Source organism: Psychrobacter aestuarii, assembly GCF_904846035.1.
GTDB classification, from domain to species: Bacteria; Pseudomonadota; Gammaproteobacteria; order Pseudomonadales; family Moraxellaceae; genus Psychrobacter; species Psychrobacter aestuarii.
Genome location: NZ_CAJGYT010000001.1, coordinates 126,678 through 151,508 on the forward strand (window position 1 = coordinate 126,678; position 24,831 = coordinate 151,508).

The window sequence follows — 24,831 nt, forward strand, 5'->3', positions numbered from 1 at the left end:
CTATCTAGTATATTCATTATACACATCGCTGATAAAAGATAAAGATATCTGCAAAAATCAAGTCTCAAACAGCGAAAATGTTTATAGATTTGTAAGACTATTGTCCATTATTTTGGTCAGCTATTTACCACGCTAAAGCGTTATCGACCTGCTAATTGCAGTAAAAATGGATTGTCAATGGCGTGGTGCGACTGAATGTCCTGTGATTAAAAAATAGGATTTTATAAGACAATAATCTGTTAAAAATCGCTTTGTTCTATCTTCAGACGACAAGGATGTTATCTATGAAACCCACCCGTTCCAGTGGCCATGGTGTAAAAATCCGCCTGAGCGCCCAGTACGCTATCCCAAATGTTCGCATAAGCGCCATTCCCAATTCGAACCAAAAAATATTGCCCATCCGCCAGAATATAAGGGATAGAATCGGCGTGCGCCGTGATTATTCTCAAGTCAAGGACAGGGCATAGAAACAGCGTTTCGCACGTTTCATCATAGCGCCTATAATGCCTGAGATGCCATATGACATTTCATTTGATATATCTGACTCAATCCTAGTATTGCTATTTTTTAAACAAAAGTTTTTTATTTTATCACCGTGACGTAGAGCCGTTACCTTTATCCTTCCCATCATTTTGCTTACAAGGACTCGTATCATGCAAGAATTTAGCCTCATCATCGATGGCGAAAAAGTCGCCGCCCATCAATATTTTGATGTCATCAACCCCGCTGACAAATCTGTCGTGGCGCGCTGCCCGCAAGCCAGTCTTGAGCAGCTTAATACCGCCATTGCCGCTGCCAAAGCTGCGTTTCCTGCGTGGTCAGCGCTGAGCTATGCCGAGCGCCGCGACCATTTGCTACAGCTCGCCGATGCGCTAGAAGCCAATCTTGAGCGCTTGACCACGCTACTGACCCAAGAGCAGGGCAAGCCAATACACGGCTTTGCCAATCTGGGTGCAGGGTTTGAGTTGAACATCGCCCTCGATTGGATACGCAAGACTGCCAGTATGACGCTGCCCCCTGAGGTCATCCAAGACAATGACGCCGCGCACATTGCCATTCATCGTAAGGCGCTGGGTGTGGTCGGCTCGATTACGCCGTGGAATTACCCGTTGCTCATTGGTATTTGGCACATGATTCCTGCGCTGATTACAGGCAACACGGTGGTGATTAAGCCTTCAGAGATGACGCCGTTGACGACGCTGTATTTTGGTGCGCTTGCCAATGATATTTTGCCAAAGGGCGTGTTAAACATCGTGCCGGGTGCGGCTGAGATTGGTGGTGCAATGTCGGCACACAAGGACATTGCCAAAATTATCTTTACAGGCTCGACACCCACAGGCAAAACCATCATGAAAAATGCAGCGGACAACCTCAAGCGCCTCACATTGGAGCTTGGCGGCAATGACGCAGGGATTGTGCTTGCGGATGCGGATATTGACGCGGTTGCGGGCAAGATTTTTGCGACAGCGTTTATTAATAACGGACAGACTTGCGCGGCGCTCAAAAGACTGTACGTCCATGAAGATGTGCATGACGCGCTGTGCGCTGCCATGACCAATATCGCAAACAGCATGAAAACAGGCAATGGGCTGGATGCCGATACCGACTTTGGTCCCTTACAAAACGAAAAGCAGCTCAATATTGTCAAGGAACTTGCGCAAGATGCGAAAGACAACGGCGCAAACTTTTTGTGCGGCGGCGAGGTGCTCGATGAGACGGGCTATTTTTATCCCATCACCTTGGTCAACAACATTCAAGACGGCGTGCGCTTGGTCGATGAAGAGCAGTTTGGACCGATTTTGCCGATTATTAAATTCACGGACGTGGAGACAGCGATTGCCAGTGCCAACCGTTCGTCTGTTGGTCTTGGCGGCTCGGTGTGGTCGAGCGATATTGAAAATGCGCAGCGTATCGGTGCGCGCTTGGAGTGCGGCACGGTATGGATTAACAATCATGCCATGTTGCAGCCCGATGCGCCATTTGGCGGGGTAAAAGGTTCAGGCTTTGGCGTTGCTTTCGGCGAAGCTGGGTTAAAGGAATTCACATCCATACAAACGATGCAGACAGCAAAGTCTTAGTAGACGCTAAGAGATGCGATAGATGTGCCTTGATTCATAAGTGGTTGATGTATGTGAAACGTAAGACACATCAGTAACGATATTTTCGTAATTAAAACAACCTGAATTTTACCCAAAGGCTTACATTATGACAGACATAACCAACACCCGTGACGTGATCAGTGGCAGTACAGCCACACCTTATCTCAGCGCCGCCAAAAAAATCGGTCTGCTGTCCATGATTTCGATATGCATTGGCTTGGTCGTGGCGCAAGGCGCTATGATTTCAGGTCTACAAGGTATCGGTATCGGCGGCAGTGCGTTTATTGCCGCTATGGTAGCTGGGCTGATTATCGCGCATTTTAATGCCATGAGTTTTTCTGAATTATCGCTGATGTTTCCAGAAGAGGGCACACTGGCAACCTACACCCAAAAAGCCATCGGTCATTTCCCAGCCATCATTTCTGTCTATGCAGGCTACATTTTGGTTGGCATATTGGGTATGACGGTCGAGCTGTTTTTGGTCGATGCCATACTCGAAGCGGTCTTTCCGGGGCTGATGCCGCCGAAGTTTCTTGCGCTTTTGATATTGCTGCTGCTGTGTATTACAAACCTATACGGCGCGAATATCTTTGCTAAGGTGCAAAACCTTATCGTCGTCGTGATGGTAGGCGCTATCTTATTTATCGGTATCGTCGCCATTTTTGATTTGGCGCCGATTCCTGAAATCACGGGTCCACAGGTCAGCTTTGGTATGGAAGGCGTGACCAATGGCAGCTTTATCAGCCTGATTGCGTTATCTATGTGGCTCTTCGTTGGTGCAGAGTTTATTTGTCCAATGATTAATGAGGTCAAAAACCCCACCAAAAACATTCCCGCCTCGATGCATATTGCCGTGACCTTTATCTTTGTGATGTACGTCATCTTTATCGTTGGTGCGACGCATTTCCTAAGCGCTGAGACGTTGGCGACTTCTGATGTACCGTATATCGACTATGCCATCGCTGTGTTTGGTCCAACGGGTATGATGGTTGCGGCGGTCATGGCGCTTGCCGCGACCTTTAGTAGTGCCAACACCATCTTGGCTGCCTTGCCACGTATGCTCTACGGTATGGCAGAACAAAATCAGTCGTTCCCTATTTTAAAGAAAGTCAACCGATTCGGTGCGCCATGGGTGGCGATATTATTAATGGCATTTTTAATCATGATTCCTTTCTTGGCGCTCAGCATTGATTATGTGATTGTACTCTTGATTGCTGCCACGCTCAGTTACCTGCTGGCTTACATCATTGCGCATATTGATGTGATCGTCTTGCGTCGCCGTGCACCGAACCGTGCGCGTCCTTATAAGACACCGTTTTATCCCATACCACAAATCCTAGGCATCATTGCGATGATCTATGTCATCATCAACAGCTCACCAACCCCTGAAATGGCGTCGCAAATTTTCACCTTCTTTGGTGGTATATTGGTGGTGATTGGTACGATAGCGGCTATTTGGGTCAAGCTATATATGAAAAAAGGCTTGTTTGAAGCAGATGAGATAGAAGCCAATTAAAACCTAAGAAATCCTGATATCGCTCTAGCCCTGCACCCGCAGGGTTTTTTTATTGTCAATCAATCATTGTTCATATCAATAAATAGTTGCTTGAAAAAGTTTGTTATTCATCTTACTGTAGGGACTGCAATCACTGTTACCACGGTAAATGTATCCCAAGGTAATTTTATTAAATATATATAAATCATATATTTAGTTAAATATGATTAATATTGCGTCTATACTGCGATTGCTGATGTTTTTTTATTATGGATGATAAAGAAATACTGAAGTCTCAAGAAAATATTGTCCACAGCAGTATTACAAGGCGATACACACCATTTATCGCAACCCACATAAGTACTGATGCAAGGAAGCAGTCATGTCACATGTCACACCGCGCTTAATACGCCGCACAAACTTGCCGCAGTCACCTTGTGTGAAGCACAGTGCGCCTAACGCCTACGCGCAAGCATCCTTTTGCAAAAACAATACTGATTTATTACCCATCAACCAGCATACCGAGTCTGGCGTATAGCGTGCTGCCTAAAAAAGGCGCGCCATACAATCGCTTTATGCTTGTTCTGCTTTAAACCGTTGATGTTAAGAGTTTTAGATTAAGCCGCCATAAAAGTAAAAACCGCAAAACTAATGGAATAGTAACGACTATGAATATTGATTTTAACCACCTCGAGCAGCTGATAAAGATAGCCGAAAATGCGGACATTCATGCCTTAGAAGTCACTGATGGTGCGATGCGCATCAACATCATCTGTCAGCCGAACCCCAACCTTGGCAACGCGTCAGTAGCGCCATCGAGCAGCGCAGCAGCGGCGAAAAGCGCAAGCACAGACACCACGAGCACACCCGATACGCTTGATGATAACGATAATGAAAATGCCGCACCAAGCGAGCCGAATGCGGCAGACGCGCCCGCGAATGAGGTGCCTGCGCCCATGCTAGGTACGTTCTATCGCCGCTCAAACCCTGATGCTGAGGCGTTTGTTGAGGTAGGCGCAGCGGTTGAGGCAGGGCAGACGCTGTGCATCATCGAGGCCATGAAAATGATGCACGAGGTCAAGGCAGACTATGCAGGCAAGGTCACAGATATCTTGGTCGATGATGGCGACATCGTAGAGTACGGGCAGCCGCTGCTCGTTATTGAGCCGAGCGCATAACGCGCTTGGTCTTGGTATAGCCGCTCGCCAATCACGCCACCCTACAAAAGGTGTTAGCAAACATGGATTGTTTAGGAAAGACACATATGTTCTCAAAAATACTCATCGCCAATCGCGGCGAAATCGCGCTGCGCATCATCCGCGCCTGCAAGCAGCTGGGCATCCAAACCGTCATCGTCTATTCAGAGGCGGACAAAGACTCCTTGCCTGTGCGCCTTGCCGATGAAAAGGTATGCATCGGTCCTGCCAACGCAAGCAAAAGCTACCTAAACCATCGCGCCATCGTCTCAGCGGCGCGCCTGACGCAGGCGGACGCCATCCATCCAGGCTATGGCTTTTTGTCCGAAAACGCAGACTTTGCTGAGCTGGTTACCGAGTCGGGCATCTGCTTTATTGGACCGACGGCGGACAACATCCGCACGATGGGCGATAAGGTCGCCGCAAAAGTGCAAATGATGACAGCTCGCGTGCCGTGTGTGCCAGGCTCAGACGGTGCGCTGCCCAGCGATGACGATGAAGTATTGGCAATCGCCCGTCAAGTCGGTTATCCCGTGATTATCAAGGCAGCAAGCGGCGGCGGCGGTCGCGGCATGCGCGTCGTTGATAAAGAAGCCGACCTATTGTCCGCCATTGCTTTAACACAGACAGAAGCAAAAGCGAACTTTGGCAGCGCGGTCGTGTATATGGAAAAGTATCTACAGCATCCGCGCCATATCGAGATACAAGTCTTGTCCGACACGCACGGCAATGCTATTTATTTGGGCGAGCGGGATTGCTCCATGCAGCGCCGCCATCAAAAAGTCATTGAAGAAGCGCCCGCGCCAGGCATCACCGAGCAGCAGCGTCAGCAGATTGGGCAGGCGTGTGTGACGGCGTGCCAAAAAATGCAGTATCGCGGGGCAGGGACGTTTGAGTTTTTGTTTGAAGATGGCGAGTTTTATTTTATTGAAATGAATACCCGCGTACAGGTCGAGCACACCATCACTGAGATGGTGACAGGCATTGATATCGTACGTGAGCAAATACGCATCGCCGCAGGCTTACCGCTCGCGCACAGCCAAGCAGACGTGACGCTACAAGGACACGCCTTTGAGTGCCGCATCAATGCGGAAAATTCGCGCACCTTTTTGCCCAATGCGGGGCGTATTGATTACTGCCACCTGCCTGCAGGTTGCGGCGTACGGGTCGATAGCCACATCGAGTCGGGTTATCTTGTGCCGCCTGCTTATGACAGCTTGATTGCCAAAATTTGTGTACACGACCAGTCGCGTGCCGCTGCCATCCAAAAGATGCAAGGGGTATTGGCAGAAGCGAGCATCACGGGCATCGATACCAATATTGAGCTGCATCAGCGCTTGTTTACGGACGCGGGCTTTTGTGACGGACAGATGAGCATTCATTATCTGTCTGAGTGGATACAAGACAACGTATAACGGCGAACGATAACGGAGCAACACAGCATGGCATTACAAACCTTACAGTGGCACATTGGCAGTGAACATAACTTGGTGTTGTTTTTTCCTGCGCCCATCACCTTGGACAAACAAAAAAAATGCTGGGCACTGGCGGACATCATCGAACCCTTTGACGATGTCAAAGAAGTCCTTATCGGTATGAATAGCCTAAGCGTATTTAGCAATGCACCGACATGGCGCGCGTTTCAAACGCTAAAAGAAACGCTCACCGCGCTGCTGGATGACATACCTGAAAAGCACATCGATGGCAAACATATCGAAATCCCCGTCCATTACGGCGGCAAATACGGTCCTGACTTGTCCGCGCTTGCGCAGTCGCTTGGCATGAGCGTAGAAGACGTCGTCAAGCGCCACACCAGCGCCACTTATACTGTGTACTTTATTGGCTTTCAGCCGGGGTTTCCGTATTTGGGCGGCTTGCCTGAAGACTTGTATTTCCCGCGCCACGCCACGCCCAGAACCCAAGTGCCCGCAGGCTCGGTCGGTATTGGCGGCGAGCAGACTGGGATTTATCCGTTTTCCTCACCAGGCGGCTGGCAGCTGCTCGGGCAGACCGATACCGCCTTGTTTGACTTGGCGGACAGCACGCCCACGCTGCTGAGTGCAGGCGATACCTTGTGTTTTCGGGCGATAGACATTTATGAAGCGTGATCAGCACAACAGCTTTATACCAATAAATAAGACTCACTAGGCGGTATCCATGAATATTTTAACCCTCAATGCACCGAGCAGTATTCAAGACTTAGGGCGCTTGGGCTATCGCAGTATGGGCGTAGGCAGTAGCGGCGCGATGGACGGCTGGGCGCTACAGGCGGGCAATGCCTTGATGAAAAACCCACCGAACACGCCAGCGCTGGAGCTGGCACTGGGCAGCATGACGATAGCGATCACTGAGGACGTGAGCTTTTGTATCACAGGCGCGCTGTACGAAGCCTATCTCGATGACGAGCGCCTTGCAGGCTATTGGCGCATTAACGCAAAAAAAGGGCAGACGCTCAAACTCCAGCGCCCGATAGACGGCATGTACAGCTATCTGTGCGTGCATGGCGGTTTTGCCGTCGCGCCGATATTGCAATCGACCAGTACCAATCTGTCCGCAGGCTTTGGCGGTATTTATGGTCGCGCCCTGCAAGCGGGCGATAGCTTAGCCCTCAACACCGCTACCCATTTGCCCAGTATTGGCGTGGCGCGTCTTACCAGACCTGAGACGATTCGCATCATCAAAAGCAGCGAATACGAAAACTTCACCTCAGCGGCGCACACAGCACTGCTTGAGACGGCGTGGCAATTACAAACCAGCAGCAACCGTATGGGCTATCGCTTGGCAGGGGCAGCGACGCTTGATTTGTCCGAGCCATTACAGATGCCCTCGCACGGCGTGGATAGAGGCATGATTCAAGTGCCGCCGCAAGGTCAGCCGATTGTCTTAATGGCAGACGCGCAGACCACAGGTGGCTATCCAAAGATTGCTGCCGTGATTGACGCCGATATTGGACTGATGGCGCAGATTGCCTTTGGTAAATCATGCCGCTTTGAACTTATTGATGCCGAACAGGCTTTTTTAGCACAACAACACCGACAACGCTATATCCATGAAATACAGGAGTATGCCAATGAACATTGATTTAAATGCCGATGTCGCCGAAAACTGCGGACAAGACGAGGCACTGATGCGTATCGTCAGCTCTGCCAATGTCTGCTGCGGACTGCACGCAGGCTCGTATGCCGAAATGCTGGCGACCTTGCAGCTTGCCAAAGAGCACGGCGTCCGCGTCGGCGCGCATCCAGGATTTTTTGATAGAGACAACTTTGGGCGCACCCAGCAAACGCTGGATGAAACAGGCTACCGCGCCTTACTTGCCTATCAGCTGGGTGCAACCAAAGCGCTGTGTGACTTGGTCGGCGTGTCTTTGGACTACGTCAAACCGCATGGCGCGCTGTATAACCAAGCGGCAGCGGATGAGACACTCTCCGACATTATCGTCAGCGAAATCAAGCGCTTTGACCCAAATCTAAAGGTCATGGGACTCTCAGGCGGACAGCTGGTCGCGGCAGCCAAGCGCCACGGTATGCACGCCATCTCCGAAGTCTTTGCCGACAGAAACTACGAAAAAGACGGCACCTTGGTGTCACGCACAAAAGACAATGCGCTTATCACCGATACCGATGCCGCCGTGCGCCATGTGCTACAGATGATTACCAAAGGCACGGTGACCAGTGTTTGCGGTAGCGAAGTGCCTGTCGAGGCGGACAGCATTTGCCTGCACGGCGACGGTGAGCACGCCATCGCCTTTGCGCAAGAGATTAAAAAACAACTGCAAGACAAAGGCATCACTATCGCAGCATCACACACTTAATGGGTTAATGGCATAGAACAAGGACGTTTGTTTATGAGTACTTTAAAAAAACACAATAGCGCCATCTTGGGTGCGGCATTCTTGATGGCGACTTCCGCCGTTGGACCAGGGTTTTTGACCCAAACGGCGACCTTTACCGAAAGCTTGCTGGCGAGCTTTGGCTTTGTCATCTTGGTGTCTATCATCATGGATATCGGTGTACAGCTGAATGTTTGGCGCATCGTGGCAGTTTCTAAAATGCGCGCGCAAGAGATTGCCAATAAGGTCTTTCCAGGCGTCGGCTATCTGCTTGCCTTTTTGATTATCGCAGGGGGGCTCGCGTTTAATATCGGTAATATCGGCGGCGCGGGTTTGGGCATGCAGTCAGTGTTTAATATCTCACCGATTACAGGCGCGCTCATCAGTGGTGTTATTGCGGTCGCCATCTTTTTGGGTCGTGAGACAGGACCGATTATGGACAAGTTTGCCCAGCTTATGGGCTTTGTGCTGATTGTCCTGATTATTTATGTGGTGTTCCAGTCTGATCCGCCACTTGCCGAGGCGGCAGTACGCACCATCGCCCCTGAAAAGATTGACGCGATGGCGATTGTGACCCTTGTTGGCGGTACGGTCGGCGGCTACATTACTTTCTCAGGCGCACACCGCTTGTTAGAGGCGGGCGTGACGGGTGAAGAAAATCTAGATTCAGTGACGCGCAGCTCCATCACAGGCATCTTGGTCGCCTCCGTGATTCGCGTCTTTTTATTCCTTGCCGTGCTTGGCGTGGTCTCACAAGGCTTAACCTTAGACCCTGCCAACCCTGCAATGTCACCGTTTCAACACATTTTAGGTAATGTGGGCAAGATTGTCTTTGGTATCGTGATTTGGGCAGCTTCGGTAACTTCAGTGATTGGCGCGGCATATACTTCCGTGTCTTTTATGACCAACTTTCACCCGTTCATTGAGCAACACAAGCGCTACTTTATCATTGGCTTTATCGTCATCTCGACTTTGGTCTTTGCCACCATCGGCAAACCTGCGCAGGTCTTGGTATTGGTCGGTACGCTCAACGGCTTGGTCTTGCCGATTGCGATGGTGATTGTTTTGATTGCGGCGTATCGCAAAAACATCATTGGTAACTATCGTCACCCGCTATGGATTGCCGCCTTTGGTTGGTTAATCGCCATCGCCATGAGTGTGCTCAGCGTCATGACCATCGCCAATTACTTGGGCATGAGCTAACTGCCAGCAGCCACACCATAGCGCAATCAATAATCAGGAGATGAATCATGGACATAGAACAAATAAAACGCGTGATTGAAATGGTCGAGCGCAGCCAACTGCATGAAGTGAGTGTCACCGATGGCGCGCAGTCTATCAAAGTGACCAATAAGACAGCGGCGGGCGCGACCGCACCTGCGGGCAAGCAAAAAGCAGCACAGCCGCAAGCATCAGACAGCGGCGATGATGCGGTAAAAACAGTATCCGCGACACACGTCGGTATGCTTTATCTGAGCAAAGACGGTGCGACTGACGCGCTGGTGACCGTCGGCGCTGCTATAGAAAAAGGACAGACGGTCTGCTATATCGAAGAGCTGACCCGCCTGCTGCCTGTGGTCAGTGAGCATGATGGCATTGTCAGTGCGATATTGGCTGAGCATGGTCAAGGTGTGGAATACGGGCAAGAGATTTTTGAGGTTGAGGGGGGTAGGTGTTCATAGCCGAGTAACCATTGATAGTTGACATCATACTACTTTGGCTAAATTTTGTTCATGTTTTTGCACTTCTCTATTCTAGCTATACCAATTTACGTGTTACTATATTGTTTCTTTAGGTTGCAAACTGCAAGTAGATATGCAGTTTGCAGCCTTTTTCCCGTTTATAAGCGCCAAAACGCCAAGCAAACAATCGTTAAATGCTTTTAGTATGAATGGGTTATATGAAACACTTAATGTTTACTTTACATATTAGGTAGCACTGATGAATGCTTTAGAGACGGCACAATTCCTCCAAGATTATTTTGTTTTGCCTATATCCATGGGCGTCATTCTGGTTATTGCGCTTTCCTTCTTCACAGCAAAATATATACTTCCTGCGGTCAGATTAAATAAGAAAATGTCAGATGTCACAAAATATCTGAGTGATAATACTGAGCAAGGAAAAGATGTATTAGATGAAAAGTTTTCGCATCAAAACACTTTAAAACAAGCATGGGTAAATTACAAAAAGACCTTGCATAATGAATATGAGGTAATAGATGGAGAAAGTGTTGTCAAAAATACGCTAGCCACGATGCCTAGTGACTATTTTTTCTCTGAGACTGTCATTGTTGACAATAACTTGAATGTAGAGTTTTTCAAACACTTGCCAGGAATAATTACTGGTATTGGTATTATTGCGACTTTTCTGGGTTTGTTGGTTGGTGTGTGGGCATTTGATCCTGCAGGTAACCCTGAAAACGTGAATGACAGCTTGGGATTGTTATTAGGAGGTGTTGCTGAAGCATTCATGGCTTCTGGTTTAGCAATTGCAGCCGCTATGGTTATAACATTCATTGAGAAATTCTTATTAAGAAGTTGTTATGCCTCCTTACATGAGTTAACTACAGCGATTGATAATACGTTTACGCCCGCAAAAAATGGCGAGTATTACTTGGATGAGCTATTAAAATCTTCCCAAGCCAATGAAGCCAACGCTCGACAGCTAAAAGACAGCTTGGTAAATGATCTAAAAGCCATGATGACTAATTTGGCGGCAGAAAACAGCAAGAGTCAGGCAGCGCTCGCCGCTAAGCTCAGCGAATCTTATGCCCAATCCAGCCAGTCTATGGCAGCACAGATCGGAGACTCTATCAAAGACAGCTTTCAAGAGCCGTTAGATAAAATTGCCTCTAGTGTACAGCAGGTGAGTGGTGACCAAGGCTCAGCCGTTCAAGATTTGATGACAGATGTGTTGACAGCATTTATGAGTAAGCTTGAGACCACATTCGGCAGTCAGATGACGGGCATGAGCGACATGATGACGCAGTCTGTAAGCGCCATGCGTGAGATGCAGGTGGGGTTTTCGCAACTGATTGCTGATATGCAAACTAACAGTGAAGCCTCAACCAAAACCTTAGAAACGCAGATGGCTGCGATGATTGAAGACATTCAGCAAAAGCAGCAAGCAATGGCAAGTCAAATGAATACCATGGTCGAGCAGTTATCGACAGGCGCGGCTAAGATGGGCGAGCAGAGCCTACATGCGACTGAGCAGCTCAATCAAAAAGTAAGCGAGCTGGTCGGCAGTCTAGACGGCGCGATGTCAGGACTGCTCTCAAATATTGCCAATCAGCGTCTAGAGCAAGACCGTCAAATTGCAGACAATCAGCAGAAACTACACGAGCAGTCTTCGACACTTATTGATGACTTGGGTAGCGAGATACAGGCACTGATTACGCAAAGTCAAGAAACTACGCAGGCTTACAAAGACAACATCCAAAAGCTGTCACAAGTGACCACAGACAGTATCAGTGGTATGAATGCTGGTGCAGAAAAAATGCGTCAGGCGTCCGAATCCTTTAGCACGGCGGGTAACGGCTTAAGCACAGTCACAGACAAAACCACAGCCTTGATTAAAGAAGTCAATACCGCATCGACCAACCTCACCAGCGCCAGTAGCAATCTTATTGAGCTGATTCGAGACTATAAAAACTCGCAAAATAGTGTCAATGTGGCAATCACGGCATTAGAGAATCTACTCAAGCAATCTCAATCTGAGGCAGGCATGAGTACTCAAATGCTCACTGATATGCAAAAAATGACCACGTCATTAAGCCAAGTTGGCTCAGAAATGCAGACATATCTCAATCAAGTCAGCGATGTCTTGGTCAACAGCTTTGACAGCTTTGGTGAGTCAGTGGAAAAGAGCTTAAATCATTCATTGATGTCTTTTGACAACACTTTAGATCAGGCGGTAAAACGTCTTGCCACAGGTGTGGAAGGGCTTGGCAATGTGGTTGAAGATCTTGAGGATCTTACACAAGCAACAAGACGCTAATTTTGGAGTAAATACCAATGCTTGGTAACCGATATGCCAAAAAAGTGCGCCAAAAAGACGAAGGTGAAAAGCCCTTTTGGATTTCATTTGCAGATTTAATGACCGCTCTCATGACCCTGTTTTTGGTGGTGATGGCGGTGTCGTTGATGGTAGTGACCAAAAAAATCAATGAAGCCACGCAGGCGGAAGAAGAACGTACATCAGAGATTTTGGACATTTGCACCAGTATGAAAACGGAGCTTGCCGCAAAAAATCCGCTGATTACTGTGGACTGTAAAGAAAACCGTATTAACTTTGGTGAAGCAGGGCGCTTTGGACATAATGATTATCGTCTGAACGAGGCAGGTATAGAGGCGCTCAGCACCCTAGTCCCTGTGGTTTTAAATGCTGCCAATAGTGACAATGGTAAAAAATGGTTTAAGCAAATTGTGATAGAAGGGTTTACGGATACCGATGGCTCGTATCTGTACAACTTAAACCTCAGCTTACGCCGTTCTGAATGGGTGATGTGCAGCTTATTAGACCCTAATTTCAACCCAAACTTAACACTAACAGAGGCACAAAAAAACCAAATCAAACAGCTGTTTTTGGCAGGCGGTGTGTCCTTTAATGCCGCAAAGGACAGCAAAGAAGCCTCTCGCCGTGTTGAGCTGCGTATGCAATTTTACGGACTAAAAGACAAAGACACTGCCGAAGAGCAGCCAAATTTTGTGTCTGCACCTATTGAGATTTGTCAATTGCCACGGTGATTATGATGAGTATTACTGCCCTACAAGACAGACTGAATCGAAGTGTACGCAAGTTTGCTGATGACGACCGAGTCTTTGATAAGTTTGTCAAACCGCATCGACTGACAAAAACACTGCATCTGATTGAACGCAGATTCGATGAGATTGAAAATGCGCAGCCTGTTGAAGAAAAGCTGCTTAAGTCACTTGCAAAACTGGAGCAAAAAGGCGCAACCAATCTGAGCAAGCGTGACTGGAAGAATCTGTCTTGGGCATTGAGTCAAAAACTGCTGAACTATGAGGAAAAAATACTATTTACCTTTGTAGGTACTCAGCTGGTCGAGCAGTTTAACCAAATGCATTTTGAGCGCATTAAGACAGTCTATTTTCCCTTACTCTATAGCTACTTTGCGGTAGAAAAAAGTGAGATAGACAAGCGTCCTAACAACTGGGTCGCGCTCAGAGCGATACTAAACACACACCGTTCTACGCTATTTCAAAATACGCCACGTCCAAAGCAGTGGCTGACGACACTTAGCGACTATCCTGAGGTGCTGTCCAATGAGCCATCTAAGCGATTTATTCAAGACTTCTTGCACAGTGGCAATAATAGCGTCAGCACGCAGCTGGCGAGTTTAAATATCGCACCCAACAGCTGGTTTTGGCAAAGTCTGATAGAAGCCTGTATAAAATCGATAAAAAATATGGCAGAAGATGATTTTATTGCCATGATTCCGCATTTTTTGCGACTACAACAACAAAATCAGCTGTATACCACAGACATTTTAAAGGCACTGCTTGAGCGTTACGCATCTACCTCACAGCGTGGCTTGGTACATGAAGATTTAAAACAAGTCTGTTTGACGCATTGGGGCAATCCGCAGTATGACGCTGCCGCAGGCTGGAAAAACGTCAGCGAGTCAACCAAAAACATGGTCATTCAGTGGTTCGTTAGAGCGGACTTAGAAGCCTTCTTTAAATTGTTCAGTCACACCGCTGATGTGCATCGTTTCGATTACTGGATTAAATTTATCGATAAAATATCCTTTTCACAGATATTTTTAGGCTCGGCTGCTTGGAGCTCTAAAAACCCTGAGCACAAAGCTTTTAGAGAAAAGAACCGTGGTCGCCTAAAGGAGCTGGTCGGCTCATCGCCCAGCAATAACGCTTTTTTATTAAAAATTGATAATGTCTATATTGTTGATTTTTCAGATACAGGCAACGCCTGTTATGGCTATAGCCAGTTGCCGTTTAATACAGAACGCAGGTCAACATCGATATCAGATTTAAAAAATAAACAGCGCTCTGTCTTCAAAAATGACTATAACGAAGGTATAGGCTTGAGCCACGCTGGTAATTGGGAAAAACGCTTTGATGAGCGACTTGCTGAGATTGGAATATTTGCCAATAAAGAAAGCAAGCCAACATCAAGATATGCGTATCAAAAAAGACGCTACTAAGAGACAATTATGAAATTGGCATTTTGGAAAAAAAACAAGCGTACAGAGCCTGAGACAAACCAACAGGCGGCTAACAGTCATGCGGCAGCCGTATTAAAGTACGACGATATCGGGTTACAGTATTCTGGCACTGCCGACACGTTTTCAGATACGCATAGCTACTGGGAGAGTCTGGTAGATGAAGACATCGCTTATAAGCTTGATGGTCATTATGTCCTCCCGTGGGAAACACTGTTTCAAATTCAGCAAGACCCTGAGCATCAAGGCGTTATTCATTTACTCGCGCTACCACCGACCAGTGATTTACGTCCACTGATTCGTAGTGAAAATGGGTTGAGCGACCCTGATTTTAAAATCATTCTAGATGGCTGGTTGGATAAGAACCATGTTAGATTAACAGATAACGTCAAGCGAACAGGTGCGATTGTCACTATTGCAGGTAAGGAATATTTGCTCTCACAGGCGACGTGGTCGCTGCTAGAAAAAATTAAAGATTTTTATCGTTTAGCGCCTAAAGACGAGCACACAAACAAAAAATACTGGGCGCAAATACGCACTTTGGCAACGAAAAGTGGCGCCAATATGGACGAATTTTTAAAAGATACCATCGTCCTTGCGCCAGAAGTGCTGCAACTTAACTTACGTAAAAATTTGATTGATACCGAGTCTGTCGTAGAGATACAGCCCAGCTTTAATGACGCCCCTGAAAACTGGTTGCAAGCATTTGACAGTTACAACGAGGTGCAAAACCAGTATACCATCAGCTTGCCTGAAGGTGGCTTGGCGCATGTCATTATTGAGCCAAAGGTCAAGCACGTCTTAAACGAAATCAAAAAAATGCCCAATCGCCGTGTATCTGGCGAACGTGCGCAAACCTTTTTGCACAATCCCTTTGCCCAGCTGGGTGAAGATGCCACACAGGTCATCTCTGAAGACAGCTTTACTGCATCTAAAGAAAAAGCAGAGATATTTACCTATAGTGCGCGTCTAGAAAAAAGCTATGACGACCTCGCGCATTTGGTTTCAGTGACCATAACATTGCATGAAAACTCTGAGCGTAACCAACCGACAAAAACTTTGGCACTTGTCAATCTTAGCCAAATCGGTCATTTTATTGACACCTACGAAAAGCCTGCGCCCACTCTTATGTGGGCAGGATATACGATAGATAAAAACCGATATTTGGATAATGAGGTTGACGCATTAAAACATAATTTGGCGCAGATTCAGCAGTATGACGACGACTTACAAGCCAAAACGGTACTCGACTTAACCAGATACAGTGATAGGGTTGTGGGTATTGGTGAGGCAGAGCCACTCAATACCAAAGCCATTCAAAAGGACAGTGGCGAGTCTGGATGGTTGCCTGAACATCTCGAGACAGAATCAGAAGGTGGTTTGGCAGCCACTACGGACATGAATGCTGATACGGCGACTGATGCGGCAATGGCACTTGAGCAAAGTATTTTGCAGGCAGAGGCAGATGGTAATAGCGAGGTACGGCATCCTGACACAGGTGCACCATTAAGCATCGCTGATGCGAAGCAGTTATTAGCTCGTTTACAGAATCCAGATACTGCAGAATCTGCTTCTACGACAGACGCGTCAAAGGACAGTGAGAAAAAAAAGAAATCGACACTGCTTATCGCCAACAATATAGACGAAGCCGATTTTACAAAACAGCGTGCTGAAATCTTATTGTTTGATGACAGCAATCGTCCTACAGCAAAAATACCCTCTAGCTTTAGAAATCAAGAATTTGCCTTAAAAAACCATCAAGAGTACGGGATTGCATGGCTACAGAATCTCTATCAATACGCACCCAACCAAGTCGGTGGATGCTTATTAGCAGATGATATGGGGCTGGGTAAAACGCTGCAATTACTGAGCTTTATCGGTGAATATCTAGAAACAGCAGAACACAAAAAGCCTGTATTGGTGGTCGCGCCTGTGTCGCTGCTCGAAAACTGGGAGGCTGAGGCGAAGCGCTTTTTTAGTGCCAAATTCGGTACTATCTTAAAGCTGTATGGTGATGGTCTAAAGCAACGAAAAATACCAAAACATGCCATTTCGGCTGAGCTAAAAAACAATTATGGCATCACAAACTTGCTAGAGGAAGACTGGCTAGGTAATGCTGATATCATATTGACGACCTACGAAACCATGCGCGACTTGGAGTTTTCTTTGGGTCGCGTTGATTGGAGCATTATGGTATGCGATGAGGCACAGAAGATTAAAGTGCCAACCGCCATGGTGACCAAGGCAGCAAAAGCACAAAAGGCAGACTTTAAAATCGCTTGTACAGGGACACCAGTAGAAAATTCACTCGTTGACTTGTGGTGTTTGTTTGATTTTATTCAAGAAAATCTGCTTGGCTCGCTAAGCGAGTTCAATAAAAACTACAGGCGTCCGATTGAGAAAAACGAAGACCAAGACAACCGTATCTTAGAGCATTTAAGAGCGCTTATTGCACCGCAAGTGCTTAGACGTATGAAGTATGACGTCGCTGACTTACCACCAAAGCACGAAGTCAATGATTGTAAAAATATTAACATATCGCCACTACAGCTTGAGCAGTACAACCATGCCTATGGCGATTTTAAACACTCTTCCGAGCAAGGTAACAGGGGAAGCATGCTTGCTGTACTGCATAAAATACGCATGATTTGCGCGCACCCGCTAAAGTACCAACAGCATGCCCCACTACAAAGCTCGCCTAAAGCTGAATGGCTACTGTCTACGCTTGAGACTATCAAACAAAAAGAAGAAAAGGTGATTGTTTTTACTGAGTTAAGAGAGGTTCAGGTTTTTCTAAAAAGCTTGCTCATGCAAAGGTTTGGTTTGAATGTTGCCACAGTAAATGGCAGCTCCAATACCAACAGCAAACAAGGGCTAACGCGCCAAGACACCATTGATAAATTTCAAAATACACGCGGTTTTAACGTTATTATTTTGTCCACTATTGCCGTAGGTTTTGGGGTCAATATTCAAAAGGCAAACCATGTCATCCACTACACACGTAGCTGGAACCCTGCCAAAGAAGACCAAGCCACGGATAGAGCGTACCGTATCGGTCAAGAGAAAGCCGTTTACGTCTATTATCCCTCTATCGCCGCGCCAAACTTTGAGACGTTCGAGATTAAGCTAGATAAGCTGCTATCGAGCAAACGTAAACTTGCCGATGATATGCTAAAACCCAGTATAGAGCTGGAAAAAGAGCTATTGCAGTCTTTTCAGTCATAAGGCATAGCAGTTGGTATAGATGACGATGCTCAGGACTAAGAATTAACCCTTGTCCTGCTAACAATATATTGGAAGGGCTGTCTTTGCTTATTCTAACCGCAGACTGACCGATCGTATCATGATAAATGGGATAGACTGCGGTTTAGACACAGCACTACTAAATATCCAAAACCCAAAGAAAGGCTCAGCATACTGCATTTGTCTTATATTCAAATAACTTGGATTCAAAGACAAACAACATCAGTATCAGACCACCACAAATGCCATCACAAAAGCAATAATGAACGCCAAAACAAAACCCATGATGACGCACAGTTGCGGTACAGGGGTGTCTTTTTTTGAGAAGCCATATTCTATAAGGGACAGCACGAAAAATATCGCTATGGCGGGCAGAGCCACTGCATCTCTAGTGATACCATGATCCATCACCAAGCTCAAGGCAATAAAAACAATGATATAAGCCAAGCTGACAGAGGTTGCAAACCCAATCGGCTTTAATACACCCCTGTTTTTTGCCGAGTTGTTATTCACTCTCATAAAAACGCTGTTTCATACTTTTAATGCTTTGGTAAATATTATTTGGAATTTGCCTCTACAGATTGCTGTCTCAAAAGTTTTGATGATTAAGTGTAGTTACTTTCCATCCTTTAACGCATCAGCCACATCGACGGTCGATTCTTTATTTTCTACTGTTGTAGGATTAAACAGCTCATCAATGCTCTTTTGATAGCCGTCGATATTGCCATAATCGTGACGGCTTAGCACATCTTGCCCTTCGCTTGAGAGGATATAATTGCGAAAGCTGATGGCAGCAGGGTTGTTGGTCAATATCATGCCCTCGACCGCTTGCTCACTGCTTGGGTGGATGGCGTAACTAAAGGCATTGAGCTGGCGTGATTCGCTGTTGTCGTGGGTCTTTGGCTCAGCCGTCGCGACAGCATCGTTATTGGTGTCCGTGTCGCTGTTTGTGTCGGTGTCAGAAGAGAGCATGTCCGCTGCGACCGATTCAGGCGTTTCTTCTGGGGCAGGGGTTTGCTCGGCGGCGGCATTGCGCTTTTCTTGAGCGCTATTAAGAATGTCTTGCAGACTTTTGATTTGCGCTTTTGCCAGCTTGGTATCGCTCATAATTACGTCGGTATCGACCATATATTTGCTACTGACATCTTTGTTGGCAGCGATATTGAACAGTGCGGCATTATCCACATAGTCCACAGCGATTTGGGTATTGGGATAGCGCGACTCAAAGCGTACAATCAGGTCGTCCAATACTTGCTGCAAGCGGGTATCGGCTTTGATGTTTACCGTAGCGGTATGAATCGACTCGCCGTCTGCCCCTTCTGTTTCGTTGGTGCGGGTGTCGGCGACGATAGGAACAGGATTGATATTCTTGCGGTTATGGCTCCACAGCCAAGCGAATATCAATACAAAGACAATAAGTGTCAGTAATAACGCGCCTGCCAGCAGTAACTTATAGTCTTTTATCATGGCGTATCTGTCATCTCATCAAAGTAAAAACTGCCCATTATATAAGGTTAGGGCGCAATAAGGATACAGACAGCACGCGAGAATAACCAAAACCATGGGCACAAAGCCATGAGCAATAGGCTTAGCAAGAATAAAGCTTAATGGAACAAGTCTTTTTTTAGCTCTTCTAACATATCCTCAAAGATATCGATGGCATTATCGCTGGTATCCGCTGCTGTCGTATTTTGAGATGTTGCCATACTCTGAGGGCGGTCGGGGTTGCTTTTTGTAAGGACATCGCTGTCTCTATCTTCATGTACCGCCAGTGGTGACGCCCCTGCCAGTACCGTCTGTTTGCTCCATTCAAAGCCATGCGTCTCCCACCACAGCTCAAATCGTGATAGGGTGATGCCGCGTACGGCGGTGGGCAGATTGAGGGTGCGCAAACGGCGAACCAGCTGGGGGTCATGAATGCGCTGACTGCGACTTAAGTACAAAGACTTGGTATTGCCTTTATAGGGTTTACGGCGTAGCCATGCGCTACTGTCGATTTTCATACGCGGTAATTGCCACAGTGCGCCGCGGTCATAGATGATATAGCAGCGCTGCTCAGGATGAACAAAAACGGCGTCAATGGGTCGGTAAGGCATCATATCAGCTCACTGTGTTAAAGGGTTCATAGGACACCAAAGCCGCCGCGTGACAGACAGGTCTTTGGTAGCGATGGTATACGACAACTGCTGTCGCGAATAGCGTCATACCGAACGGCTGCGCTAGCCAATTGAGGTAATCGGTGGCACACTAGCGGTGTGGGCATTCACGATATCGGCTCAATGATAAGACAGATGACGCATCCTCCATTAAGCAGGCTTACAATGACTGGTGTTTGATGGCTATCAAGGTCGATATCCCATTATAGCGCTACGGCTCATCAAAGGTGTATTTACCATGATGAGTGGTGCTGATTTATGGGATAGACTGCGGCTGTAAACACCAAACCAAGTATATTAACAGACTTTTGTTAATAAAAGAAAAATAAAATGAGATTTATTTACCTATTATTATGACAAAAACGGGTGCCAATTTCTCTAGAAATTTTAGGCACGGCAATAATTTTTTTTGTATAAATGGCAGCGGGTATTTTGTTGCGGCGGGCTACGGATTAAAGAGTTTTTATGTTTACAATTGTGCAGTCTCATCGCACGGAGCGTTTGGTGGATGAGCTATTGACGGCGTATCAGTCAAAAACGCAGTCCATCTTTGATAAATTTGTGGTGATTGTGCCCTCCATGGTGCTTGGGGACTGGCTGGATAAGTCGATTGCCAGTCAGGCGGGCATCAGCACGCTACTCACAACGCAGTTTTGGGGACAGTATCAGTGGTCGCTGATGCAGCAGGTGCTTGGGCGCTATAACACGTGGCTGAGCAATACAGGACGCGAGTCAGAGATAATGGCAGTGCCCGAAGTCCCTGTACTGACGGGCGCGGTGATGCAGTGGCGCTTGTTCGGGTACTTTTCTTATTATCAGCAGCAGATTTTAGCCGATGATCAGCACCCTTTGTATGTGCTGTTGGCAGGGCTTATTGGCAATGATACCGACCGCAGTCAGCAAGACGCCCGTCTTTGGTCATTGGCGACCGATTTTGCGCGCGTGTTTTCGCGCTATTTGACGCACAGACAAGCGTGGCTCGTGCGTTGGGGCGAGGATACGCCTGTCGATGTTGAGGCGATGATTGCCGAAAAAGACACGTTTAGCAAGCAGTTCGACCCCGAAGCGGGGGACACGCCTGACTGGCTCATCGCGCACTATACCAGTCTTGAGCGTGCGCAGCGGCATTTGTGGCGATTGCTGTTTGCGGCGGTATACGAGCACCGCGCAGCGATTGAGACGCGCTTTTGGTCGGTGCTTGAGACCTATTGGCAAGACGATACGGCAGGACTGTCTCTGGCAAGCGCGCTGCCTGAAAAGCTGCATATTTTTACCATTCAGCAGCTGCCACAAGCGGAGCTGGATTTTTTGCAACGGCTTTCGCTGTACATGGATATTACGCTGCTGCATTACAACCCAAGCCAGCTGTTTTGGGCGGATATTGTCGATAAGCAGTGGCTACAGCGCCAGCAGGTGATTAACCCAAACAGCGTGTTTTTGCGTGATTACGGGCATACTTTGCTGTCGCGCCTTGGCAAGCAGTCGCGCGAGACCTTTGCCATGCTGGCGAGTCTGTCGGGCAATGCGTTTCAAAAGTCGTTTCAGCTAGAGTGGCAAGACCATTTTGAAGAGGCAGAGGACACGAACTTTGACACGTCCGCAGCGCCGCAGACCTTGCTCGGGCATTTGCAACAAGACATTTTAATGCTCGATGAAGCCTCGACCCAGCAGACCACACGCGGTCGCTTGAGTGCGGCACTTGGCGAGCAGATGGCACTGGATTTGGCAACCGCAGACGATGCGTGGTACAGCAATTTAAGCAACAAACACTATGAGCAGGCGCGTCCGTGGCGGCTGTCGTATTATGACAATAGCCTAAGTATTCACTCTTGCCACAACCTTCAGCGCCAGCTAGAAGTACTGCGCGGCATGATTGGACATTGGCTAAACGATACCAACCCCGATGGCAGCACGCGCCATCTGTCCGATATTGTGGTATTGCTGCCTGATGTCGAGCGCCATCATGATTTGATTAATTCGGTGTTTGTCGCGGGTGTGGGGCAAGATGGTCTGCATCTGCCTGCCAAGATTACGGGGGTGGTGGACAAGTCCATTCGCCAGCTGTGGGAGGCGATTCGCGGTTTTTATACGCTGCTTGATGGCAATGCGGCGCGCTTTGAGGCGGCGGCAGTGCTGGATTGGCTGATGTTGCCGCCACTATACGAGAGCTTAGGGCTAACGCACGAGCAGATGAGCCGTGGCTGTGAGCTATTAATCGGTGCAGGCTTTGTACGCGGGTTTGATGAGGCGCATTTGCAGGCGAGTCTGAGCGCACAGGATTATGATTACCGCTTTAGCTTTAGTTATACCTTAGATAAGCTGGTGCTGGGGTTGGTGATGCCTGATGCGCCGATTAGTGATTGCTTGTACCCAAGCGACTGGCAAGCAAACGTCCTACCCGAAAAGACCGTGCCCGCGTCTGCCATCAGCCTTAGCGATGCACCGATTATCGAGGCGCTGTGCCGTATTCATAAAGGCTTAGAGACCTGCCGCCATAGCCACGAAGCGCGGCACAATGCCGAGACGTGGCTCAGAATGATTGAAGATGACATCATCCACCCGTATTTTGGTGAGCTGGATCAGACGCGCGCTATGCGGGCGATTTTTAATGCGATGAACAGCTTTAAAAGCAGCCTGCGTGCCAACCGCCATTATCAGCGTTACCACAGCCACGCGCCGCAGCAGGACAGTGCGGCAAGCGAAGTCGAAGCGCGTCTGTCACGGGTGAGCAATCTGCCGCTGAAGCTCAGCTTTATGCTCGACAGTATCGAGTCGGCGCTTGAGAGTCAGCAGGTCAGTGCCGAGCCGACAGGGGTGATTACCTTTGGGCGCTTTGGGGCGCTGAGAAACGTACCCTTTGGGCTGGTGGTGATGCTCAATATGGACTTGTCCGAGTTTCCCAATCGCGACCGTGACAACCGCTATGACTTGATGAAAGCGGGACTGGCGCAGCGTGGCGACCGCTTTAGCGAAGACGATGACAATGGCGCGTTTTTGGACGCGCTCTTGTGCGCGCGTAGTGCCTGCTGGATTTTTTATAATGGTCAACGCTTGACCGACACGCACGAGCACTTGCCTGCCAATCCTGTGAGCGAGCTGCTACAGTTTTTGCAAGGGGAGGTGCAGTGGCAATGGCAACCGCTTGCCGATGTCAAAGACCAACACGACACGGCGCTGCAAGTACAGCTCCAGCGGCACATGCCAAAACTGATTGAAGCGTGGCTGGTGACGGAGCATCCTGCCTTGCCCTTTGATGAGCGCATCTTTATCGAGCAAGATACAGATGAGGTCAGCGAGGACACATTGCCGATGCTAGAGCATGCCATGCGCCGTGAAAAGCACGCGCAGCAGCGTACCTATGCGCCTGCTCCTGTGTGGCGCGATGTGTTCGACCGCTTGCACGGGTCGTCAAAAGACGCTTGGCAAAAAATCGACTTATTGACGCGCGTAGAGTATCAGCAGCTGGCGCAAGCATTGACGACGCCCGATGATGCAGCGTTGACGCATGAGACAGCGCATAGCCACGCGCCGACAGACATGAGCCACCTGTATCGCCAAGTGCGCCATCCGATGAAGCACTTTTTAAAGACGCAAAATATCCATATCGTCGAGTCTATTGCTGAAGGCGCGACCCAAGAGCATCTGTCGCTCTCGGCATTACACGCTTATCAAGTCAATCAGCAGCTGATGCTCACGCCTGCGGACGATACGGCAGACACAGCGGTTCAGCCGTTATTGTACGATGCCATTATGCCTGCGGGCGTGGCGCGCTATTCGAGCCTTGACTACCAGCAGCAGCGCATCCAGCGCCAGTGTCAAAGCTTTTATCAGCAGTTATCAGCGGCAGGCATTACCATACCTGCACAACAAAATAGCCTAAGCAAATCAAAACTACCGACGTGGCTCACTCCTTGCGCTGAACAAATCATTACCCTAAAAGTTAAAGATACCCATACGCGAATCGCGCTAAAGGGGGAGGTTCCATTAGACGCCAGCGAAGATGACGCTTCTTATTCTCCCAAACTGTGGCTAAAAGTCTTGCCCAATACCGCACGCGCCCCGCATTTGCTGTGGTTTTGGCTGATGCACATCTATTGGCAAGTAGCGCGGCAAACCAGCACAGCAGAGGTGCAGGCAGGTGATGGAAAAAGCATCTGGTGCTTTCATAAAGGTACAGAAGAATTTGATAAGTTTAAAAAGGTCACCAGTTTTGTTCTGCCGCCCATCGCTTATGAAGAAGCCCGCGCGGAGCTGCTAAAATGGCTACACTTTGCGCAGCTGAGCGCCCACATGCCGATAGTCTTGATGCCGCGTGATGCGCTGACTTATTTGGATAAATGCCAAAAAGACCGTGACTATCAGCCAAAGTCGTCCGACTTTAAAAAATGGCTGGGCACAGACAGCTGGGGTAGTGACAGCAATCCTGCTGAGTATGAGGACTGTGCGCTGCATGCGCTATGGCAATATGTGCTGCAAGACGAGCCGCCATTTTATGCCTTAAAAGACGCGCTGACACCGTTGGCAGCGCCTTTATTTGCCCCCATGTATGCGACCTTACAGCCGTTGTCCTAACTTTTTAATTTTTTCTTAACCTGTTAAAACAAG

General features: G+C 48.1%; 18 protein-coding genes. 15 read left to right on the forward strand and 3 right to left on the reverse strand.

Features of this window, described 5'->3' with window-relative positions; genetic code table 11:
* Nucleotides 1-284: 284 nt before the first annotated feature.
* The 14 genes from JMW05_RS00525 to JMW05_RS00590 all read left to right on the forward strand — a co-directional run bounded on the left by JMW05_RS00525 (nt 285) and on the right by JMW05_RS00590 (nt 18,052).
* Nucleotides 285-467: a hypothetical protein gene (locus tag JMW05_RS00525; RefSeq protein WP_201503484.1), complete on the forward strand. Its 183-nt coding sequence runs from the start codon at nt 285-287 to the stop codon at nt 465-467.
* 186 nt (nt 468-653) lie between these two features.
* A complete protein-coding gene (locus JMW05_RS00530; RefSeq protein ID WP_201503485.1) occupies nt 654-2,078 on the forward strand; it encodes an aldehyde dehydrogenase family protein in 1,425 nt (474 codons plus the stop codon).
* Between the two features lie 127 nt (nt 2,079-2,205).
* Nucleotides 2,206-3,615, forward strand: a complete 1,410-nt coding sequence (locus tag JMW05_RS00535) for an APC family permease (RefSeq protein WP_201503486.1) — start codon at nt 2,206-2,208, stop codon at nt 3,613-3,615.
* A gap of 647 nt (nt 3,616-4,262) precedes the next feature.
* A complete protein-coding gene (gene accB, locus JMW05_RS00540) occupies nt 4,263-4,772 on the forward strand; it encodes an acetyl-CoA carboxylase biotin carboxyl carrier protein (protein WP_201503487.1) in 510 nt (169 codons plus the stop codon).
* Nucleotides 4,773-4,858: 86 nt separating this feature from the next.
* On the forward strand, nt 4,859-6,205 hold the full coding sequence (accC, locus tag JMW05_RS00545; protein ID WP_201503488.1) for an acetyl-CoA carboxylase biotin carboxylase subunit: 1,347 nt from the start codon (nt 4,859-4,861) through the stop codon (nt 6,203-6,205).
* Between the two features lie 27 nt (nt 6,206-6,232).
* Nucleotides 6,233-6,898: a 5-oxoprolinase subunit PxpB gene (gene pxpB, locus JMW05_RS00550; RefSeq protein ID WP_201503489.1), complete on the forward strand. Its 666-nt coding sequence runs from the start codon at nt 6,233-6,235 to the stop codon at nt 6,896-6,898.
* 49 nt (nt 6,899-6,947) lie between these two features.
* Nucleotides 6,948-7,871: a 5-oxoprolinase subunit C family protein gene (locus tag JMW05_RS00555; protein WP_201503490.1), complete on the forward strand. Its 924-nt coding sequence runs from the start codon at nt 6,948-6,950 to the stop codon at nt 7,869-7,871.
* Nucleotides 7,861-8,604: a 5-oxoprolinase subunit PxpA gene (pxpA, locus tag JMW05_RS00560; RefSeq protein ID WP_201503491.1), complete on the forward strand. Its 744-nt coding sequence runs from the start codon at nt 7,861-7,863 to the stop codon at nt 8,602-8,604. Before JMW05_RS00555 ends, pxpA begins: the two co-directional genes overlap by 11 nt.
* Nucleotides 8,605-8,637: 33 nt before the next feature.
* Nucleotides 8,638-9,825: an NRAMP family divalent metal transporter gene (locus tag JMW05_RS00565; RefSeq protein ID WP_201503492.1), complete on the forward strand. Its 1,188-nt coding sequence runs from the start codon at nt 8,638-8,640 to the stop codon at nt 9,823-9,825.
* 47 nt (nt 9,826-9,872) lie between these two features.
* Complete coding sequence (locus JMW05_RS00570; RefSeq protein ID WP_201503493.1) at nt 9,873-10,304, forward strand: acetyl-CoA carboxylase biotin carboxyl carrier protein; 432 nt, start codon at nt 9,873-9,875, stop codon at nt 10,302-10,304.
* Nucleotides 10,305-10,563: 259 nt separating this feature from the next.
* On the forward strand, nt 10,564-12,621 hold the full coding sequence (gene zorA, locus JMW05_RS00575; protein ID WP_201503494.1) for an anti-phage ZorAB system protein ZorA: 2,058 nt from the start codon (nt 10,564-10,566) through the stop codon (nt 12,619-12,621).
* Nucleotides 12,622-12,638: 17 nt separating this feature from the next.
* Nucleotides 12,639-13,370 carry a type I Zorya anti-phage system protein ZorB1 gene (gene zorB1 / locus JMW05_RS00580; protein WP_201503495.1) on the forward strand — a complete coding sequence of 244 codons (732 nt, stop codon included), beginning with the start codon at nt 12,639-12,641 and terminating at the stop codon, nt 13,368-13,370.
* Between the two features lie 2 nt (nt 13,371-13,372).
* Complete coding sequence (locus JMW05_RS00585) at nt 13,373-14,809, forward strand: EH signature domain-containing protein (protein WP_320158752.1); 1,437 nt, start codon at nt 13,373-13,375, stop codon at nt 14,807-14,809.
* 9 nt (nt 14,810-14,818) lie between these two features.
* Nucleotides 14,819-18,052, forward strand: coding sequence for a DEAD/DEAH box helicase (locus JMW05_RS00590; protein WP_201503496.1), 3,234 nt, complete (start codon nt 14,819-14,821; stop codon nt 18,050-18,052).
* 246 nt (nt 18,053-18,298) lie between these two features.
* On the opposite strand, the gene JMW05_RS00595 is transcribed toward JMW05_RS00590, so the two are convergent.
* The 3 genes from JMW05_RS00595 to JMW05_RS00605 form a co-directional block, all read right to left on the reverse strand.
* Entirely contained in the window at nt 18,299-18,589 is a 291-nt protein-coding gene (locus JMW05_RS00595; protein ID WP_201503497.1) for a hypothetical protein, read from the reverse strand.
* A 96-nt stretch (nt 18,590-18,685) separates the two neighbouring features.
* Nucleotides 18,686-19,537, reverse strand: a complete 852-nt coding sequence (locus tag JMW05_RS00600; RefSeq protein ID WP_201503498.1) for a hypothetical protein — start codon at nt 19,535-19,537, stop codon at nt 18,686-18,688.
* Nucleotides 19,538-19,674: 137 nt separating this feature from the next.
* Nucleotides 19,675-20,169 carry a hypothetical protein gene (locus tag JMW05_RS00605; protein WP_227691379.1) on the reverse strand — a complete coding sequence of 165 codons (495 nt, stop codon included), beginning with the start codon at nt 20,167-20,169 and terminating at the stop codon, nt 19,675-19,677.
* Nucleotides 20,170-20,691: 522 nt separating this feature from the next.
* Here JMW05_RS00605 and JMW05_RS00610 point away from each other — a divergent pair.
* Nucleotides 20,692-24,798 (forward strand): exodeoxyribonuclease V subunit gamma, encoded by a 4,107-nt coding sequence (locus tag JMW05_RS00610; RefSeq protein ID WP_201503499.1) that lies wholly within the window; start codon nt 20,692-20,694, stop codon nt 24,796-24,798.
* Nucleotides 24,799-24,831: the final 33 nt, after the last annotated feature.

Excerpts from the sequence above, each read along its gene's own strand:
- JMW05_RS00525 (WP_201503484.1), top strand. The coding sequence starts at position 285 with ATGAAACCCACCCGTTCCAGTGGCCATGGTGTAAAAATCCGCCTGAGC.
- JMW05_RS00530 (WP_201503485.1), top strand. The coding sequence starts at position 654 with ATGCAAGAATTTAGCCTCATCATCGATGGCGAAAAAGTCGCCGCCCAT.
- JMW05_RS00535 (WP_201503486.1), top strand. The coding sequence starts at position 2,206 with ATGACAGACATAACCAACACCCGTGACGTGATCAGTGGCAGTACAGCC.
- accB (WP_201503487.1), top strand. The coding sequence starts at position 4,263 with ATGAATATTGATTTTAACCACCTCGAGCAGCTGATAAAGATAGCCGAA.
- accC (WP_201503488.1), top strand. The coding sequence starts at position 4,859 with ATGTTCTCAAAAATACTCATCGCCAATCGCGGCGAAATCGCGCTGCGC.
- pxpB (WP_201503489.1), top strand. The coding sequence starts at position 6,233 with ATGGCATTACAAACCTTACAGTGGCACATTGGCAGTGAACATAACTTG.
- JMW05_RS00555 (WP_201503490.1), top strand. The coding sequence starts at position 6,948 with ATGAATATTTTAACCCTCAATGCACCGAGCAGTATTCAAGACTTAGGG.
- pxpA (WP_201503491.1), top strand. The coding sequence starts at position 7,861 with ATGAACATTGATTTAAATGCCGATGTCGCCGAAAACTGCGGACAAGAC.
- JMW05_RS00565 (WP_201503492.1), top strand. The coding sequence starts at position 8,638 with ATGAGTACTTTAAAAAAACACAATAGCGCCATCTTGGGTGCGGCATTC.
- JMW05_RS00570 (WP_201503493.1), top strand. The coding sequence starts at position 9,873 with ATGGACATAGAACAAATAAAACGCGTGATTGAAATGGTCGAGCGCAGC.
- zorA (WP_201503494.1), top strand. The coding sequence starts at position 10,564 with ATGAATGCTTTAGAGACGGCACAATTCCTCCAAGATTATTTTGTTTTG.
- zorB1 (WP_201503495.1), top strand. The coding sequence starts at position 12,639 with ATGCTTGGTAACCGATATGCCAAAAAAGTGCGCCAAAAAGACGAAGGT.
- JMW05_RS00585 (WP_320158752.1), top strand. The coding sequence starts at position 13,373 with ATGATGAGTATTACTGCCCTACAAGACAGACTGAATCGAAGTGTACGC.
- JMW05_RS00590 (WP_201503496.1), top strand. The coding sequence starts at position 14,819 with ATGAAATTGGCATTTTGGAAAAAAAACAAGCGTACAGAGCCTGAGACA.
- JMW05_RS00595 (WP_201503497.1), bottom strand. The coding sequence starts at position 18,589 with ATGAGAGTGAATAACAACTCGGCAAAAAACAGGGGTGTATTAAAGCCG.
- JMW05_RS00600 (WP_201503498.1), bottom strand. The coding sequence starts at position 19,537 with ATGATAAAAGACTATAAGTTACTGCTGGCAGGCGCGTTATTACTGACA.
- JMW05_RS00605 (WP_227691379.1), bottom strand. The coding sequence starts at position 20,169 with ATGATGCCTTACCGACCCATTGACGCCGTTTTTGTTCATCCTGAGCAG.
- JMW05_RS00610 (WP_201503499.1), top strand. The coding sequence starts at position 20,692 with ATGTTTACAATTGTGCAGTCTCATCGCACGGAGCGTTTGGTGGATGAG.